The following is a 16,765-nucleotide window of genomic DNA, read 5'->3' as shown; positions in this document are numbered from 1 at the left end:
CATGACCCAACAATCCCCTTATTCCGCGGCGGTGGCCGAACAACGTCATCAGGAGTGGCTTCGCTTCGTGGCCCTACTTCAGCAGGCGTACGCCGACGATCTGCACCTGCCGCTGCTGCAGCTGATGCTGACGCCCGATGAGCGCGAGGCGCTGGGCACCCGCGTGCGGATTATTGAAGAGCTGCTGCGCGGGGAGATGAGCCAGCGCGAGCTGAAAAGCGAGCTCGGCGCCGGGATTGCCACCATCACCCGCGGCTCGAATAGCCTGAAATCGGCGCCCGCCGAGCTGCGCCAGTGGCTGGAGCAGGCGCTGCTGAACGTTAACGATAAATAGCGTTATGAAACGGGCTAAGCGCCAGCACGACCGCCTGATGATACACGCTGCTGCGCGTAAGTTTACCGGCGGTAAAGATGCCGATAGCTCCCTCTTTACGACCGATCTCATCGATGCCGGTGTGCTGTGACATCACCGGCCCAAGGGCCGCGCCGGCGCGGACCTGCTCGAGAATGACCGCCGGCAGCGGCAGGGTGGCCGAGCGCGCTTCACCGCGCTGCAGGCTATTTTCGATAACCACCCAGCTAAACGTACTGCCGTCATCGATTCCGGCCTCAATGGCGACCCAGAAATCGGCATTCGGGCGCGCGGCCCGCGCATTTGCCAGTCGATTTCGTGCGCCAGCGCGCGTTTCGTCGCTGCCAAACGGCTGTTCCGGCACGCCGCTCTCGACGGAGACGGACTCAATGTGGCAGGATCCTTCGCCGAAGATCTCGTTAAAAGCCTGCAGAATTGCCTGAATTTTGGCGGGATTAGTGGTAGCTGAGACAACATGGTGCATAATCAAACAACTCAGAATAAATTAACGTCATCGCAGTATACTCCAAATCGTTTTCGCTGCAGGCCGCCGGCCCGCTAGCTGAAATTGTGAAGAGCACAGAACGGATAAAAAGCATGTTACAGGTACACCTTGTTCGCCACGGTGAAACGCAGTGGAACGCCGAGCGACGTATTCAGGGCCAGTCCGACAGTCCGCTAACCGCCCACGGTGAGCGCCAGGCCCGGCAGGTTGGCGAACGCGCCAGAACGCTGAACATTACGCATATTATTGCCAGCGATTTAGGACGTACGCGCCGAACGGCAGAAATTATCGCGGAAGCCTGCGGCTGTAGCGTTGTCCTCGACTCACGCCTGCGCGAGCTGGATATGGGGGTTCTTGAGAAACGCCATATTGATTCGCTGAGCGCGGAGGAGGAGGACTGGCGTCGTCAGCTGGTTAACGGCACCCCGGACGGACGTATTCCGCAAGGCGAGTCGATGCAGGAGCTTAGCCAGCGTATGCACGCGGCCCTGGCATCCTGCCTGGAGCTGCCTGAAGGGAGCCGCCCGCTGCTGGTGAGTCACGGGATGGCGTTGGGCTGTCTGGTGAGTACGATTCTTGGCCTGCCCGCGCACGCCGAACGTCGGCTGCGCCTGCGTAACTGTTCAATTTCACGCGTTGATTATCAGCAAAGCCCGTGGCTGGCTTCAGGCTGGGTGGTGGAGACCGCGGGGGATATTTCGCATCTTGATGCCCCCGCGATGGACGAACTGCAGCGCTAGCGGCGGATCGGGATCAGATACTCGCAGCGCAGCTGAATCGGCGTATCCTGATCCCGGTTTTCATCCTGAGGGAAGAAGCGTTCGATATCCAGGCCCTTGCGGCGGGTGAGGTTCAGCATCGGCATGCAGGTGCCGTACACCGTCAGGATAAACTCCTGCAGCCCGCTCCCTAATCCTTCATAAGTGAACATCACATATTCACCGCCTTCGAGGACGATCGGATGCGAATTGTGCAGGTGACCGCTGGCCATCTCAGGCGTCACGGCGGTGGTATAGAAGACCTCCTGCTCGTCATCTTTCTCAAGGCTTGGGCGCGGTTCATGCAGGCCGTAGAGGGTGGGCGGAATCGACGGCGAATTGCCGAGGAAATCCCGCCAGAACTGCACGCGCATCTGGTTACGGAAGTCAGAGATCTCCTCCAGCTTACAGGTATAGCTCTGGGTGACGCCAATCAGCGGCGTATTGTTCAGAGTGATAAACTCATGCTGCGGCATGGTGAATTCGCCCAGACGCAGGGGAGGACGCATACCGTAAGCGCTCCAGTCAGGGGAGCGGCGGTAGAGCGCAGGCGTCAGGGAGAACTGTTTTTTAAACGCTCGGGTAAACGTCTGCTGGGAGTCGAAGCGGTACTGTAGCGCGATGTCGAGGATCGGACGCGCGGTCAGGCGCAGCGCCACCGCCGATTTTGATAAACGGCGCGCGCGGATATAGGCACCTATAGCATGGCCGGTCACGTCTTTGAACATTCTTTGCAAATGCCACTTGGAATAACCGGCCTTCGCTGCCACATTGTCCAACGACAGCGGCTGATCCAGGTGACCTTCCAGCCAGCTAAGGAGATCGCGAATAATCCCTGCTTGATCCATAAAATGTCCTCATCCTTAAACTTAGGTGCCTGCTACTTAAGGTAGCGGATAATAGCATTTTTTGATGTTTTAGCATTCAGTGTTTTTTTTGCCTTTAAATGCGATGTGTCAGCGAAAGCGCCTGCTATTTTTGTAAAGCTGTGATCTATAAACCTTTTCCATTGAGCCAATAATCATCGCTCGGGGAAAATCTAAAAAATGGTAACAATATGAAATACAAGAAGTTAATGATTGGACTGCTTTTACTGGCCGGCTGCCAGGCCGCTCAGGCGGAACAGATTGGCTCGGTGGATACCGTCTTCAAACTCTTTGGCCCGGACCATAAGATCGTCGTTGAAGCCTTCGACGATCCGGACGTGCAGAACGTCACCTGCTATATCAGCCGGGCGAAAACCGGCGGCATTAAGGGCGGTCTGGGGCTGGCCGAAGACACCTCTGACGCGGCGATCTCCTGCCAGCAGGTCGGGCCGATTGAAGTGACCGATAAAATCAAAAACGGCAAGTCGCAGGGCGAAGTCGTGTTCCAGAAACGCACCTCGCTGGTGTTTAAAAAGCTGCAGGTCGTCCGTTTTTATGACAGCAAACGCAATGCCCTGATCTACATGAGCTATTCCGATAAGGTCGTCGATGGATCGCCGAAGAATGCGCTCAGCGCCGTGCCGATTATGCCGTGGAATAAATAGCAGGGAGCGACGATGCTGCAGCCGCGGATCTGGTTGGTGGAGGATGAGCAGAGTATCGCCGACGCGCTGGTCTACATGCTCCAGCAGGAAGGCTTTGTGGTGAGCGTTTTTGAGCGCGGTCTGCCCGCGCTCGACGCCGCCCGCCAGCAGATGCCGGACCTGGCCATTCTGGACGTGGGCCTGCCCGACATCAGCGGTTTTGAGCTGTGTCGTCAGTCTGCTGGGCCGCTATCCGACGCTGCCGGTTCTGTTCCTCACTGCCCGTAGCGAAGAGGTGGATAAGCTGCTGGGTCTTGAAATAGGCGCTGACGACTATATCGCGAAGCCCTTTTCGCCGCGCGAGGTTTGCGCCAGAGTGCGCACCGTTCTGCGGCGGGTGCAAAAGTTTGCGGCCCCTTCCGCGGTGCTGCGGGTCGGCGAATTTTTGCTCGACGAGGCCGCGGTGCGGGTCACATGGTGCGGCCAGCCGCTATCCCTGACGCGCTATGAATTCCTGCTGCTGAAAACGCTCCTGCACTCGCCCGGGCGGGTCTTTTCCCGCCAGCAGCTGATGGACAGGGTGTGGGGAGATGCGCATGAAAGCTTCGACCGCACCGTCGATACCCATATCAAAACCCTGCGCGCCAAGCTGCGCGAGGTAAACCCCCATCTCTCACCGGTTAATACACATCGCGGCATGGGATATAGCCTGGGAGGCGCCTGATGCGAATCGGCATGCGGCTGCTGCTGGGCTATTTTCTGATTGTCGCGATTGCGGCATGGTTCGTGCTGTTCATTTTCGTCCAGGAGATCAAGCCCGGAGTGCGCCGGGCGACGGAAGGTACGCTGATTGACACCGCCACTCTGCTGGCGGAGCTGGCGCGCCAGGACCTGCTTTCCGCTCAGCCGCAGCGGGGGCGCCTGGCCCAGGCGTTTCAGGCGCTGTACCAGCGGCCGATTGAGGCGAATATCGCGGGCATCAGCAAAACGCGCAACGAGTATCGCGTCTACCTGACGGATGAGAAGGGCAAGGTGGTTTTCGATTCAGCGGGAGAAGCGGTGGGGCAGGATTATTCCCGCTGGAATGACGTCTGGCTGACCCTGCGCGGTGAGTACGGCGCGCGCAGCACTCTGGCCGACCCCAACGACACGGACAGTTCGGTGATGTACGTTGCCGCGCCGGTTACCGATGGCGGCCGTATTATCGGGGTGCTTAGCGTCAGTAAACCCAACCAGGCGATGGCGCCGGTGATTCAGCGCAGCGAGCGGAGAATACTCTGGGCCGGCGGGGCGCTGCTGGGGATCGCACTGCTGGTCGGCTCGCTGATGGTCTGGTGGATTAATTTCTCGATCGGTAAGCTGGTGCGCTACGCCGATTCGGTCGCCGCCGACCGTCCGCTTCCGCTGCCCGACGTTGGCAGTAGCGAGTTGCGCAAGCTGGTGCTGGCGCTGGAAAGCATGCGCGTCGAGCTGGAAGGGAAAAACACCATTGAAAACTACGTTCACGCCTTAACGCATGAGCTGAAAAGCCCCCTGGCGGCCATTCGAGGCGCCGCGGAGATCCTGCGCGAAGGGCCGCCGCCGGAGGTCGCCGCGCGTTTCACCGATAATATTCTTACGCAGAATGCGCGCATGCAGTCGTTGATAGAAAAGCTGCTGCGCCAGGCGAGGCTGGAGAACCGGCTGGAGATCACCCTCCAGCCGCTGGCGATTGATAGCCTTTTCCGTCAGCTAGCCGAGGAGCGCGAGGCGGTGCTGGCGGTGAGGCAAATCAGATTGCGCTGGCAGGAGAGCGGCCTGATGGCTGAGGGCGACGGCGAGCTGCTGGCGCAGGCTCTGGGCAATCTGTTGGATAATGCTATAGATTTTACCCCCGCGGCAGGGGAGATCGTCATGAGCGCGGAGCCGCAGGAAGCGGGCGTGGCGCTGACCATCAGCGATAGCGGCAGCGGTATCCCGGATTATGCGCTCGGACGCGTTTTTGAACGTTTCTATTCGCTCCCGCGCGATAATGGCCATAAAAGCAGCGGCCTGGGGCTGGCTTTTGTCCGCGAGGTGGCGCGGCTGCATCAGGGGGATATTGAGCTGAGCAATCGCCCGGAAGGCGGTGTCCGCGCGGTGCTGATACTTCACCGTCCCTTCACATAGCTTCAAACTCTCCCCACATAGCCCGTTTAAGGTGAGCGCTTCACCGAGGAGGACGCTATGTTGAAATCACCGCTATTCTGGAAAATGGGCACCCTGCTGGGGTGCATTATGTTGTTATCTATCCCCCTGATGATGGTCCGGCAGCTGATCGTCGAGCGGGCGGACTATCGTAGCGATGTTGTGGATGCGCTGGAGAGCAGCACCAGCGGCGCGCAAAAGCTGACCGGGCCGCTGATCGCCATCCCCGTCACCGAGACGCTGAGCCGTCTTGAGGATAATAAAAAGGTCGAATATCAGCAGACCTGGCTGCATTACTGGCTACCGGAATCGCTGGCGATAAGCGGGAAGCAAAACGTGGAGTCCCGGCAAATCGGCATTTATGAGGGGCAAATCTGGCACAATACGCTCGGGATCAGGGCCCAGTTTGATACTTCCCGGCTGGCTGAACTCAAAAAAGATAATATTACGCTGGGTAAGCCTTTTGTGGTGGTCGGCGTTAGCGATGCGCGCGGAATTGGCGCTATTGAAGCGCCGGAGATAGGCGGCGAGACGCTGCCCGTGGAGCCCGGGCTGGGCCTTAGCGGCAGCGGAGAGGGGATTCATATGCAGTCTGCCGCCGCTGTCGGCGCAGCAGAAAACGCTGGACCTTGCGTTCACCCTTAACCTGAACGGAACGGGAAGCTTTTCGGTGGTGCCCGTTGGGCGCAATAGCGAGCTGCATCTGGCAAGCAACTGGGCGCATCCCGGTTTTCTTGGCGATTTTCTTCCCGTTAGCCGCGAGGTCAGCGCTTCGGGCTATAGCGCCCGCTGGCAAAGTAGCTGGTTTGCTAACAATATGGCGAAGTTCTTTGTTGACGATCGGGAGGTTGAGTGGAGTCAACTGCCGGCTTTCAGCGTAAACGTCACCACGCCCGCCGATCAATATCAGCTGACCGATCGGGCGACTAAATATGCCATTCTTTTGATTGCGCTGACTTTTATGGCTTTCTTTGTTTTCGAAAGCCTAACGATCTATCGTTTGCATCCTCTGCAGTATCTGCTGGTTGGCCTGTCGTTGGTGATGTTCTACCTGGTATTGCTGGCGCTCTCGGAACATATTGGCTTTACGCCATCATGGATTGCCGCCAGCGCGATCGGGGCGCTGATCAACGCCGTGTATCTGCACGCCGTGCTGAAAGGCTGGCGCAACAGCCTGCTCTTCGTCTGCGCGCTATTATTGCTGGATAGCGTTATGTGGATGCTGCTGCGTTCGGAAGATAGCGCGCTGCTGCTCGGGACTGGCGTACTGCTGCTGGCGCTAAGCGCGCTGATGTTCCTGACCCGCCACGTTGACTGGTATGCGCTATCGTCTCAGAAGCCAAAAAAAGCGGAGCAACCCGCCGGCGGGGGGGACGATAAGTTCAGGATCTGGAAATAAAAAAACGGCGCCCTGGGCGCCGTTTTACGTTATTGCTGCGGGAAGATTTAATTATTCCTGCAGATCGCCACAGAAGCGGTAACCTTCACCGTGAATGGTAGCGATGATTTCCGGCGTATCCGGAGTTGATTCAAAATGCTTACGAATGCGACGGATGGTCACGTCTACGGTACGGTCGTGCGGCTTAAGCTCACGGCCGGTCATTTTCTTCAGCAGTTCAGCGCGTGACTGGATTTTGCCCGGGTTTTCGCAGAAGTGCAGCATTGCGCGGAATTCACTGCGCGGCAGCTTGTACTGCTCACCGTTCGGGCTGACCAGAGAACGGCTATTGATATCCAGTTCCCAGCCGTTGAACCTGTAGCTTTCTACGCTGCGGCGTTCTTCGCTTACGGTACCCAGATTCATGGTACGGGAGAGCAGGTTGCGCGCGCGGATTGTCAGTTCACGGGGGTTGAATGGCTTGGTGATATAGTCATCTGCGCCAATTTCAAGGCCCAAAATCTTATCAACTTCATTATCGCGGCCGGTAAGGAACATCAGCGCGACGTCCGCCTGTTCGCGCAGTTCACGCGCCAGCAGGAGACCATTTTTACCCGGCAGGTTAATATCCATGATTACCAGGTTGATATCATTTTCAGACAGGATCTGATGCATTTCCGCGCCATCGGTCGCTTCGAACACATCATAACCTTCTGCTTCGAAAATACTTTTTAACGTGTTGCGTGTTACCAACTCGTCTTCAACGATAAGAATGTGCGGGGTCTGCATGTTTGCTACCTAAATTGCCAACTAAATCGAAACAGGAAGTACCAAAGTCCCTGACCTGCCTGGTACATGTCGCAAATTAACATGTCCGGCGTAACATGACTAAAGTACGTAATTGCGTTCTTGATGCACTTTCCATCAACGTCAACAACATTATTAGCTTGGTCGTGGGTACTTTCCCTCTGGACCCGACGGTGTCAAAAACGGCTGTCATCCTAACCATTTTAACAGCAATATAACAGGCTAAGAGAGGCTGAACACCCAATAAAACTACGCTTCGTTGACATATATCAAGTTCAATTGTAGCACGTTAACAGTCTTGTGAAATCATCGTATTAAAATGCTATTTATAGTCACAAACATTACACAGCTCAAATGGTTGCGTGGAGAAACTGATAAATATGCTGAATCCAACGCCTGAAACGGTATCCGCTGGGAAATCTCATTGGCAAACATATGGATAAAAGCGTTCTGTTAACATACCTCGTGTTGCGGCTGGTTGGAAATAGTTTAGTTTTTTTTAAGGGTGATCGAACGCAATTTTAGTGATACTTGTTGCAAATTTGTAAATTTTCGCCGCGTAAAATGAGGGATAACTTTCATTTTCGCCCCCTGAGAGAGTAGAAGAGAAGCACAATGCGCGTATCTATTGTATTAGTATCCCCGGCTCGGGCAGAGAACGTTGGCGCGGCCGCGCGAGCGATGAAAACGATGGGTTTTAGCGATATGCGGATCGTTGAAAGCGATGCCCATTTGCAGCCTGCGGCGCGCTGGGTCGCCCATGGTTCCGGAGATATTCTCGATAATATAAGCACTTACTCAACGCTGGCGCAGGCGCTGCACGATGTCGATTTTACGGTCGCCACCACGGCCCGCAGCCGGGCGCGCTTCCATTACTACGTCACACCGCAGCAGCTCCTGCCGCTGATGGAGGAGAAGGCGCAGTGGATGAATCACGCGGCGCTGGTGTTTGGCCGGGAAGATTCCGGCTTGACCAACGAGGAGCTGGCCCTTGCCGACGTGTTGACCGGCGTGCCGATGGTTGCCGACTACCCGTCGCTCAACCTCGGCCAGTCGGTGATGGTCTACTGCTATCAGCTGACCTCCCTGGTTCAGCAGGCGTCCGCCGTTTGTGCGAGCGTCGATGAAAACCAGCTGCAGGCGCTGCGTTTGCGAACCCTCGATCTGTTGACCCGCCTTGGCGTCGCGGAAGACGTAAAGCTCACCGATTGGCTACAGCAGCGGATCGGGCTTTTGCAGCAGCGCGATACGGCGATGCTCCATCGTTTGCTGCACGATATTGAAAAAAACCTTCCGGAGTAAAGTTCTGCCATAAGTTTTAGGTATGGTTTTTTCTGCTGATTGAAGTCGCGCGACTGTGCGAACAGGGATGAATGAGCGGTGCATTTTGGCGCATTGCCCAGGTGCGTGAAAACCGGCGAAAAACAGAAATTCATTGACTTAAGCCGGCAGATACTTTAACCAATATAGGCACAGGACACAGACAGATAAAAATTACAGAGTACACAACATCCATGAAACGCATCGGCATGATTACAACGATTATCACCACCACTATTACCACAGGTAACGGTGCGGGCTGACGCGTACAGGAAACACAGAAAAAAGCCCGCACCTGAACAGTGCGGGCTTTTTTTTCGACAAAAAATCTAGGGGTAACAACCATGCGCGTGTTGAAGTTCGGCGGTACATCAGTGGCAAATGCGGAACGTTTTCTGCGTGTTGCCGATATTCTGGAGAGCAATGCCAGGCAGGGGCAGGTAGCGACCGTACTGTCTGCCCCGGCGAAAATTACCAACCATCTGGTCGCGATGATTGAAAAAACCATCGGCGGTCAGGACGCGCTCACCAATATCGCTGACGCTGAACGCATTTTTGCCGAACTGCTGCAGGGGCTCGCCGATGCTCAGCCGGGCTTTGCGCTGGCGCAGACTGAAAACTTTCGTCGAGCAGGAGTTCTCCCAGATAAAGCACGTGCTGCACGGCATCAGCCTGCTTGGCCAGTGCCCGGATAGCGTTAACGCGGCGCTGATTTGCCGCGGTGAAAAGCTCTCCATCGCGATTATGGCCGGCCTTCTCGAAGCGCGCGGCCATAAGGTCAGCGTGATCAATCCCGTCGAAAAACTGCTAGCCGTGGGTCACTATCTCGAATCCACCGTCGATATCGCCGAATCTACCCGCCGCATTACCGCCAGCCAGATTCCTGCAGACCATATGGTGCTGATGGCCGGTTTTACCGCCGGCAACGAAAAGGGCGAGCTGGTGGTTCTCGGCCGTAACGGCTCCGACTATTCTGCCGCCGTACTCGCCGCCTGCCTGCGCGCCGACTGTTGTGAAATCTGGACCGACGTCGACGGCGTTTACACCTGCGATCCGCGTCAGGTACCGGATGCCCGCCTGCTGAAGTCGATGTCCTATCAGGAGGCGATGGAGTTCTCCTACTTCGGCGCGAAGGTTCTGCACCCGCGCACCATTGCGCCTATCGCCCAGTTCCAGATCCCCTGCCTGATTAAAAATACCGGCAATCCGCAGGCGCCGGGTACGCTTATCGGCGCGAGCCTTGATGACGACGGCCTGCCGGTGAAGGGGATCTCTAACCTCAATAATATGGCGATGTTCAACGTCTCCGGCCCGGGTATGAAGGGCATGGTCGGCATGGCCGCCCGCGTCTTCGCCACCATGTCCCGCGCCGGCATTTCGGTGGTCCTGATCACCCAGTCCTCTTCCGAGTACAGCATCAGCTTCTGCGTGCCGCAAAGCGACTGCGCCCGGGCAAAACGGGTGATGGAGGAGGAGTTTTATCTGGAGCTGAAAGAGGGGCAGCTGGAGCCGCTGTCGATCATGGATCGCCTGGCGATCATTTCCGTTGTCGGCGACGGTATGCGTACCCTGCGCGGTATTTCAGCCAAGTTCTTCGCCGCGCTGGCCCGCGCCAATATCAATATCGTGGCGATTGCCCAGGGCTCTTCCGAACGCTCCATTTCCGTGGTGGTCAGCAATGACGATGCCACCACCGGGGTCCGCGTCACCCACCAGATGCTGTTCAACACCGACCAGGTCATCGAGGTGTTTGTTATCGGCGTTGGCGGCGTTGGCGGCGCGCTGATTGAGCAAATCAAGCGTCAGCAGGGCTGGCTGAAGAACAAGCATATCGACCTGCGGGTGTGCGGCGTCGCCAATTCCCGGGCTTTGCTGACCAACGTCCACGGCCTGAATCTGGAAAACTGGCGCGCTGAGCTGGCCGAAGCGAAAGAGTCGCTTAACCTCGGCCGCTTGATTCGCCTGGTGAAAGAGTATCACCTGCTGAACCCGGTGATCGTTGACTGTACTTCGAGCCAGGCGGTCGCCGATCAGTACGCTGATTTCCTGCGCGAAGGTTTCCACGTGGTGACGCCGAATAAAAAGGCCAACACCTCATCGCTGGACTACTATCATCAGCTGCGTCACGCGGCGAGCAGCTCAAGACGTAAATTCCTCTACGACACCAACGTCGGCGCCGGCCTGCCGGTTATCGAGAACCTGCAGAACCTGCTCAACGCCGGCGATGAACTGCTGCACTTCTCCGGCATCCTCTCCGGCTCGCTGTCGTTTATCTTCGGCAAGCTGGACGAGGGGATGACGCTCTCGGCGGCGACGACGCTGGCGCGGGATATGGGCTATACCGAACCGGATCCGCGCGACGATCTCTCCGGCGTCGACGTTGCCCGCAAGCTGCTGATCCTGGCCCGTGAGACCGGTCGCGAGCTGGAGTTGTCGGACATTATCGTTGAGTCGGCTCTGCCTGAAGCGTTTGATGCCAGCGGCGACGTCGACAGCTTTATGGCGCGCCTGCCTGCGCTGGATAACGAATTTGCTTCGCGGGTGTCGAAAGCGCGCGATGAAGGTAAAGTCTTGCGTTACGTCGGTAATATCGAAGAGGATGGAACCTGCCGCGTGAAAATCGCCGCGGTGGACGGGAACGATCCGCTGTTTAAAGTCAAAAACGGTGAGAACGCGCTGGCCTTTTACAGCCACTATTATCAGCCGCTGCCGCTGGTGCTGCGCGGCTATGGCGCGGGTAACGATGTGACGGCGGCCGGCGTATTCGCCGACCTGCTGCGTACCCTGTCATGGAAGTTAGGAGTTTAAGATGGTCAAAGTATATGCCCCGGCTTCCAGTGCCAATATGAGCGTCGGGTTTGATGTGCTGGGCGCGGCGGTCACGCCGGTTGACGGTACGCTGCTGGGGGACAACGTCTCGGTTGAGGCGGCCGCCAGCTTCAGCCTGCAAAACGTCGGCCATTTTGCCAGTAAACTGCCGGCGGTGGCGCAGGAGAATATCGTTTATCAGTGCTGGGAGCGTTTCTGCGAAGAGATTGGCCGGAAGGTTCCGGTGGCGATGGTGCTGGAAAAAAATATGCCGATTGGCTCCGGCCTTGGCTCCAGCGCCTGTTCGGTGGTGGCGGCGCTGGTGGCGATGAATGAATTTTGCGGCAAGCCGCTGAACGAAACGCGGATGCTGGCGCTGATGGGCGAAATGGAAGGGCGCATCTCCGGCAGCATTCATTACGATAACGTCGCGCCGTGCTATCTGGGCGGCATGCAGCTCGATGATCGAAGAAAACGACATCATCAGCCAGCAGGTGCCCGGTTTTGACGAGTGGCTGTGGGTGCTGGCCTACCCTGGCATTAAAGTCTCGACGGCGGAAGCGCGCGCCATTCTGCCGGCTCAGTATCGCCGGCAGGACTGTATTGCTCACGGTCGTCATCTGGCGGGCTTTATTCACGCCTGCTATACCCGCCAGCCGCAGCTGGCAGCGAAACTGATGAAAGATGTGATTGCCGAACCCTATCGCACCAAACTGCTGCCGGGCTTCAGCGAAGCGCGGCAGGCGACGCTGGAGATTGGCGCGCAGGCCTGCGGAATTTCCGGCTCTGGTCCGACGCTGTTTGCGTTGTGCGATAAGCCGGAAACCGCGCAGCGCGTCGCCGACTGGCTGGGTACGCATTATCTGCAGAATCACGAAGGTTTTGTTCATATTTGCCGGCTGGACACGGCGGGCGCACGAGTAGTGGGATAACCAATGAAACTCTATAACTTAAAAGATCATAACGAACAGGTCAGCTTTGCGCAGGCCGTCACGCAGGGGCTTGGTAAGCATCAGGGGCTGTTTTTTCCGCACGATCTGCCGGAATTTAGCCTGACCGAAATCGATGAGATGCTGGCGCTGGATTTTGTCACCCGCAGCGCGAAGATCCTGGCGGCATTTATTGCCGAAGAGATCCCGCAGGCGGTCCTGCAGGAGCGTATCGGCGCGGCCTTCACCTTCCCGGCTCCGGTCAGCAAGGTGCAGGATGACGTCGGCTGCCTTGAGCTGTTCCACGGCCCGACGCTGGCGTTTAAAGACTTCGGCGGCCGTTTCATGGCCCAGATGCTGACCCATATCGCAGGCGACAAACCGGTAACTATCCTGACTGCGACGTCCGGCGATACCGGCGCGGCGGTAGCCCATGCGTTCTACGGTCTGCCAAACGTGAAGGTGGTGATTCTCTATCCGCGCGGCAAGATTAGCCCGCTGCAGGAGAAGCTGTTCTGCACCCTGGGCGGCAACATTGAAACCGTGGCTATCGACGGCGACTTCGATGCCTGCCAGGCGCTGGTGAAACAGGCCTTCGACGACGAAGAGCTGAAGGCCGCGCTGGGCCTGAACTCCGCCAACTCGATTAACATCAGCCGTCTGCTGGCGCAGATTTGCTACTACTTCGAAGCGGTCGCGCAGCTGCCGCAGGAAGCGCGTAATCAGCTGGTGATTTCGGTGCCAAGCGGCAACTTTGGCGACCTGACCGCCGGCCTGCTGGCGAAGTCTTTGGGTCTGCCGGTTAAGCGCTTTATCGCCGCCACCAACGCCAACGATACCGTTCCTCGCTTCCTGCAGGACGGCAACTGGGCGCCGAATGCCACTCAGGCGACGCTGTCTAACGCCATGGACGTCAGCCAGCCTAACAACTGGCCGCGCGTTGAAGAGCTGTTCCGCCGTAAAACCTGGCGCCTGAACGAGCTGGGCTACGCGACCGTGGACGACGAGACGACCAAAGAGGCGATGCGCGAGCTGAAAGCCATCGGCTACACCTCGGAGCCGCATGCGGCCATCGCCTGGCGCGCGCTGCGCGACCAGCTGCAGCCGGGTGAATATGGCCTGTTCCTCGGTACCGCGCATCCGGCGAAATTTAAGGAGAGCGTCGAAGAGATCCTCCAGGAGACGCTGCCGCTACCGAAAGAGCTGGCCGATCGCGCCGACCTGCCGCTGCTGTCGCATAACCTGCCTGCGGACTATGCGGCGCTGCGCGAGCTGATGATGGCGAAAGCGTAACGACGGCTACAGACGTTGTTTATTTCGCAAACCGGGCCCGGCGCCCGGTTTTTTTACGGACAAAAAAGGAGAAATTATGCATGAATTATCAATAAATGCCGGGGCCTGAAGAATAGGATTGCGGAGAATAACAAGCGCCGTTGCGCAGGGTTAACCTTTGGCTATCGACCCATTGCGGGCACTGTTAACAAAGGGGAAACCTATGTCAAAGCTGAAATCTGTGATCCTTGCGCTTTCGATGCTGCTGGTGGCTCCTGCGGCCGTTCACGCCGCTGAAATTACGCTGGTTCCGGCGGTAAAACTGCAGATCGGCGATCGCGATAACTCCGGCAACTATTGGGACGGCGGCCGCTGGCGGGATCGCGAATGGTGGGGACATCATTACGACTGGCGCGACAACCGCTGGCATCCGCACCACGATGAGCATCGTTATCCCCAGCGCTATCACGACGATCGCGGCCCGGATCGCGACTGGCGCCACCGCTAGGAGACGCTCCCGGCCTGCTGGTTGGTGGCCGGGAAGCGGGTTAGCGTTCGTGGCGCTTAAAGACCATCTCGCCTTTATCGGAATCGGAAGCATCGGCGTCGAAGAAGTACCCCTCGCTGTCGAAATGCGCGAGCTGTTCCGGCAGGGTTAAGCGGTTCTCAATGATATAGCGGCTCATCAAGCCGCGCGCTTTCTTGGCGTAGAAGCTGATCACCTTGAACTGGCCGTTTTTCTCATCGAGGAACACCGGCTTGATAATCTGGCCCTGCAGCCGCTTCGTCTTGACCGAGCGGAAGTATTCGTCGGAGGCGAGGTTAATCACCACATCGTCGCCCTGCGCCTTCAGCGCCTGATTCAGCGTATCGGTAATCGTCTCATCCCAGAACTGATAGAGATCTTTGCCTCTGGCGTTTTCCAGCTTAATCCCCATCTCCAGGCGATAGGGCTGCATCAGATCCAGCGGGCGCAGCACGCCGTACAGGCCGGAGAGCATGCGCAGATGCTGCTGGGCGAAATCGAAATCCGCCTCGTCGAAGGTTTCCGCCTGCAGCCCGGTATAGACGTCACCTTTAAAGGCCAGAATGGCCTGGCGGGCGTTTTGCGGCGTGAAATCAGGATGCCAGTCGTGAAAACGGGTGGCGTTGAGGTCCGCCAGCTTATCGCTGATGCCCATTAGCTTGCCTATCTGCGGCGCGGAAAGCTGGCGCGCCACGCCGATAAGCTGTTGAGAGTACTCCAGCAGCTCGGGCTGGGTGTAGCGCGTCGTCGCCAGCGGGCTTTGATAATCGAGCGTTTTAGCAGGTGAAATCAGAATCAGCATATCCAGTCCTTGCGGGAGATTTTCCGCGATTTTAGCAAAAAAATAGCGCGGAGGGAGCGATAGCTGCGATTGCTGCGCTATTCGCGCGACGGCCCGTCCCAGGTTCCCGGCGCCAGCTGCTGGCGAATTTCCGGGTAGCGCGTGGCGTCAAACGCGGGCTGTACGCCCAGCCGTCGCTGGTGGAGGTAGTCGCTGGCCAGCAGCCGCACCGTGGGCGACAGCAGGAGGATGGCCGTCAGGTTGGTGATAGCCATCAGCGCCATAATAATATCCGCCAGCCGCCAGACGACGGGAAGGCTCATCATCGTTCCCGTTAAGACCATCAGGATGGTGGTAATCCGCAGCGCCCAAATGCAGCGAGGGCTATTAAGGCGCAGAAAAATCAGGTTATTTTCGGCGTAGATGTAGTTTACTACGATGGCGCTAAAGGCAAACAGCAGCACGATGACGGCGACAAAGCCGGCGCCCCAGCCGCCGACGAGGCCGCTCATCGCATGCTGAATGGCCTGGATACCGTTAACGCCATCCTCGCCGCCTGCGCGCGGCGCCAGCATGATAATCACCGCGCTGGCGGTGCAGATAATAACGGTATCGATAAACACGCCAATCATCTGGACTATCCCCTGGGCCGCCGGATGCGGGGGCCAGGAGGCGGCGGCCGCGGCGGCGTTAGGCGTTGAGCCCATCCCCGCCTCGTTAGAGAACATCCCGCGCTGAAAACCGCTGGTTAACGCCTGACTGATGGTATAGCCCACCGCCCCGGCGGCGGCTTCCTGCCAGCCGAATGCGCAGCGGAAAATGGTGTTGAAAATGGCCGGCAGGGCGGTGATGTGCCACAGGCCGATTAGCAGGCTGGCGGCGACCCACAGGATTGCCATCAGCGGGACGAGCCATTGCAGGATTTTTGCCACGTTGCGCAAGCCGCGAACGATAACCAGCAGGGTGAGCAGCGCCAGCGCGCCGCCGGTGATAACGCCGGGCAGATCGAAGGCATAGGCCATAGCATGCGCCACCGAGTTGGCCTGAACGGTATTAAAAATAATGCCGTAGGCGAGCAGCAGCAGGATTGAGAACAGCACGCCCATCCAGCGCATTCCCAGGCCCCGGGCCATATACCACGCGGGACCGCCGCGAAATTGCCCCTGCGCATCGCGCTCTTTGTAGAGCTGCGCAAGAGAGCATTCGGCGAAGCTGCTGGCCATTCCGAGTAGGGCGGAGACCCACATCCAGAAGATGGCGCCCGGCCCGCCGGCGGTGATAGCCAGCGCCACGCCGGCGAGGTTACCGCTACCGACGCGGGCGGCCAGGCTGGTGCACAGGGCCTGAAAAGAGGTTAAGCCGTCGGGCTGGGGCAGAAGGCTTTTGCGCAAACTTTTCCCAAACTGGCTAACATAACGGAACTGAATGCATTTCGTCCGCCAGGTAAACCATACGCCGGCACCCAGTAACAGGTAAATCATTACCGAGCCCCAGAGTATTTCATTGATAAATGAGAAAAAATCAGGCATTAAGCATCCTCTTGCCCATGTCGGTAAGCGCGTGTAAACGTTACCATTTTAGTGACAATCCTTTAACATTCAGAGAATTAATTCATTGAGTTTATCACACTCTGCGCTCTTGCATGGTCCGCAG

14 protein-coding genes, 4 pseudogenes and 1 other annotated feature are annotated in these 16,765 nt (G+C 57.7%); of the genes and pseudogenes, 13 read left to right on the top strand and 5 right to left on the bottom strand.

Annotated features, from left to right (window positions below):
- The first annotated feature begins 1 nt into the window (after position 1).
- Positions 2–334 (top strand): trp operon repressor, encoded by a 333-nt coding sequence (gene trpR, locus ABOC21_RS21035; RefSeq protein WP_095103919.1) that lies wholly within the window; start codon positions 2–4, stop codon positions 332–334.
- On the opposite strand, the gene yjjX is transcribed toward trpR, so the two are convergent.
- The gene (yjjX, locus tag ABOC21_RS21030; RefSeq protein WP_426813149.1) at positions 321–836 is read right to left on the bottom strand and encodes an inosine/xanthosine triphosphatase; all 516 of its coding nucleotides are present in this window, start codon (positions 834–836) and stop codon (positions 321–323) included. The genes trpR and yjjX overlap by 14 nt on opposite strands.
- Before the next feature lie 113 nt (positions 837–949).
- Between yjjX and gpmB the strand changes: the two genes are divergently transcribed.
- Positions 950–1,597, top strand: coding sequence for a 2,3-diphosphoglycerate-dependent phosphoglycerate mutase GpmB (gene gpmB / locus ABOC21_RS21025; protein WP_426813148.1), 648 nt, complete (start codon positions 950–952; stop codon positions 1,595–1,597).
- On the opposite strand, the gene robA is transcribed toward gpmB, so the two are convergent.
- Entirely contained in the window at positions 1,594–2,463 is an 870-nt protein-coding gene (robA, locus tag ABOC21_RS21020; protein WP_426813147.1) for an MDR efflux pump AcrAB transcriptional activator RobA, read from the bottom strand. The two genes, gpmB and robA, sit on opposite strands and share 4 nt — an antisense overlap.
- 209 nt (positions 2,464–2,672) lie before the next feature.
- On the opposite strand from robA, the gene creA reads away from it, so the two are divergent.
- The 4 genes and pseudogenes from creA to creD all read left to right on the top strand — a co-directional run bounded on the left by creA (position 2,673) and on the right by creD (position 6,690).
- A complete protein-coding gene (gene creA, locus ABOC21_RS21015) occupies positions 2,673–3,146 on the top strand; it encodes a protein CreA (protein ID WP_426813146.1) in 474 nt (157 codons plus the stop codon).
- A 12-nt stretch (positions 3,147–3,158) separates the two neighbouring features.
- Positions 3,159–3,849: pseudogene (gene creB, locus ABOC21_RS21010) on the top strand (two-component system response regulator CreB).
- Positions 3,849–5,273, top strand: a complete 1,425-nt coding sequence (creC, locus tag ABOC21_RS21005; protein WP_426813145.1) for a two-component system sensor histidine kinase CreC — start codon at positions 3,849–3,851, stop codon at positions 5,271–5,273. Before creB ends, creC begins: the two are co-directional and overlap by 1 nt.
- 57 nt (positions 5,274–5,330) lie before the next feature.
- Positions 5,331–6,690 (top strand): annotated as a pseudogene (gene creD, locus ABOC21_RS21000) (cell envelope integrity protein CreD).
- Between the two features lie 51 nt (positions 6,691–6,741).
- On the opposite strand, the gene arcA reads toward creD, so the two are convergent.
- The gene (gene arcA / locus ABOC21_RS20995; RefSeq protein WP_045860047.1) at positions 6,742–7,458 is read right to left on the bottom strand and encodes a two-component system response regulator ArcA; all 717 of its coding nucleotides are present in this window, start codon (positions 7,456–7,458) and stop codon (positions 6,742–6,744) included.
- A gap of 95 nt (positions 7,459–7,553) precedes the next feature.
- Here arcA and yjjY point away from each other — a divergent pair, with 95 nt between their 5' ends.
- The 7 genes and pseudogenes from yjjY (at position 7,554) to ABOC21_RS20960 (ending at position 14,313) form a co-directional block, all read left to right on the top strand.
- Positions 7,554–7,694 (top strand): protein YjjY, encoded by a 141-nt coding sequence (gene yjjY, locus ABOC21_RS20990; protein ID WP_049268126.1) that lies wholly within the window; start codon positions 7,554–7,556, stop codon positions 7,692–7,694.
- Positions 7,695–8,091: 397 nt separating this feature from the next.
- On the top strand, positions 8,092–8,778 hold the full coding sequence (locus tag ABOC21_RS20985) for a tRNA/rRNA methyltransferase (RefSeq protein WP_426813144.1): 687 nt from the start codon (positions 8,092–8,094) through the stop codon (positions 8,776–8,778).
- A 212-nt stretch (positions 8,779–8,990) separates the two neighbouring features.
- Positions 8,991–9,059 carry a thr operon leader peptide gene (gene thrL / locus ABOC21_RS20980; RefSeq protein WP_071845000.1) on the top strand — a complete coding sequence of 23 codons (69 nt, stop codon included), beginning with the start codon at positions 8,991–8,993 and terminating at the stop codon, positions 9,057–9,059.
- Positions 8,998–9,115, top strand: a sequence feature (Thr leader region). (Overlaps the previous gene by 62 nt.)
- Positions 9,116–9,140: 25 nt before the next feature.
- Positions 9,141–11,604: pseudogene (gene thrA, locus ABOC21_RS20975) on the top strand (bifunctional aspartate kinase/homoserine dehydrogenase I).
- Position 11,605: 1 nt separating this feature from the next.
- Positions 11,606–12,536: pseudogene (gene thrB, locus ABOC21_RS20970) on the top strand (homoserine kinase).
- A 3-nt stretch (positions 12,537–12,539) separates the two neighbouring features.
- Positions 12,540–13,826 (top strand): threonine synthase, encoded by a 1,287-nt coding sequence (thrC, locus tag ABOC21_RS20965; protein ID WP_426813143.1) that lies wholly within the window; start codon positions 12,540–12,542, stop codon positions 13,824–13,826.
- 202 nt (positions 13,827–14,028) lie between these two features.
- Entirely contained in the window at positions 14,029–14,313 is a 285-nt protein-coding gene (locus tag ABOC21_RS20960; RefSeq protein ID WP_426813142.1) for a DUF2502 domain-containing protein, read from the top strand.
- Positions 14,314–14,353: 40 nt separating this feature from the next.
- Here the strand turns inward: ABOC21_RS20960 and yaaA are convergent, their stop codons facing one another.
- Positions 14,354–15,133, bottom strand: a complete 780-nt coding sequence (yaaA, locus tag ABOC21_RS20955) for a peroxide stress protein YaaA (protein WP_426813141.1) — start codon at positions 15,131–15,133, stop codon at positions 14,354–14,356.
- A 77-nt stretch (positions 15,134–15,210) separates the two neighbouring features.
- Positions 15,211–16,641, bottom strand: a complete 1,431-nt coding sequence (locus ABOC21_RS20950) for an alanine/glycine:cation symporter family protein (protein ID WP_426813140.1) — start codon at positions 16,639–16,641, stop codon at positions 15,211–15,213.
- Positions 16,642–16,765: the final 124 nt, after the last annotated feature.

The organism is Klebsiella sp. WOUb02 (assembly GCF_050058015.1).
In the GTDB taxonomy this organism is placed as follows: domain Bacteria; phylum Pseudomonadota; class Gammaproteobacteria; order Enterobacterales; family Enterobacteriaceae; genus Klebsiella.
Note: the sequence above shows the minus strand (reverse complement) of the source record. Positions and strands in the feature narration are given on the sequence as shown.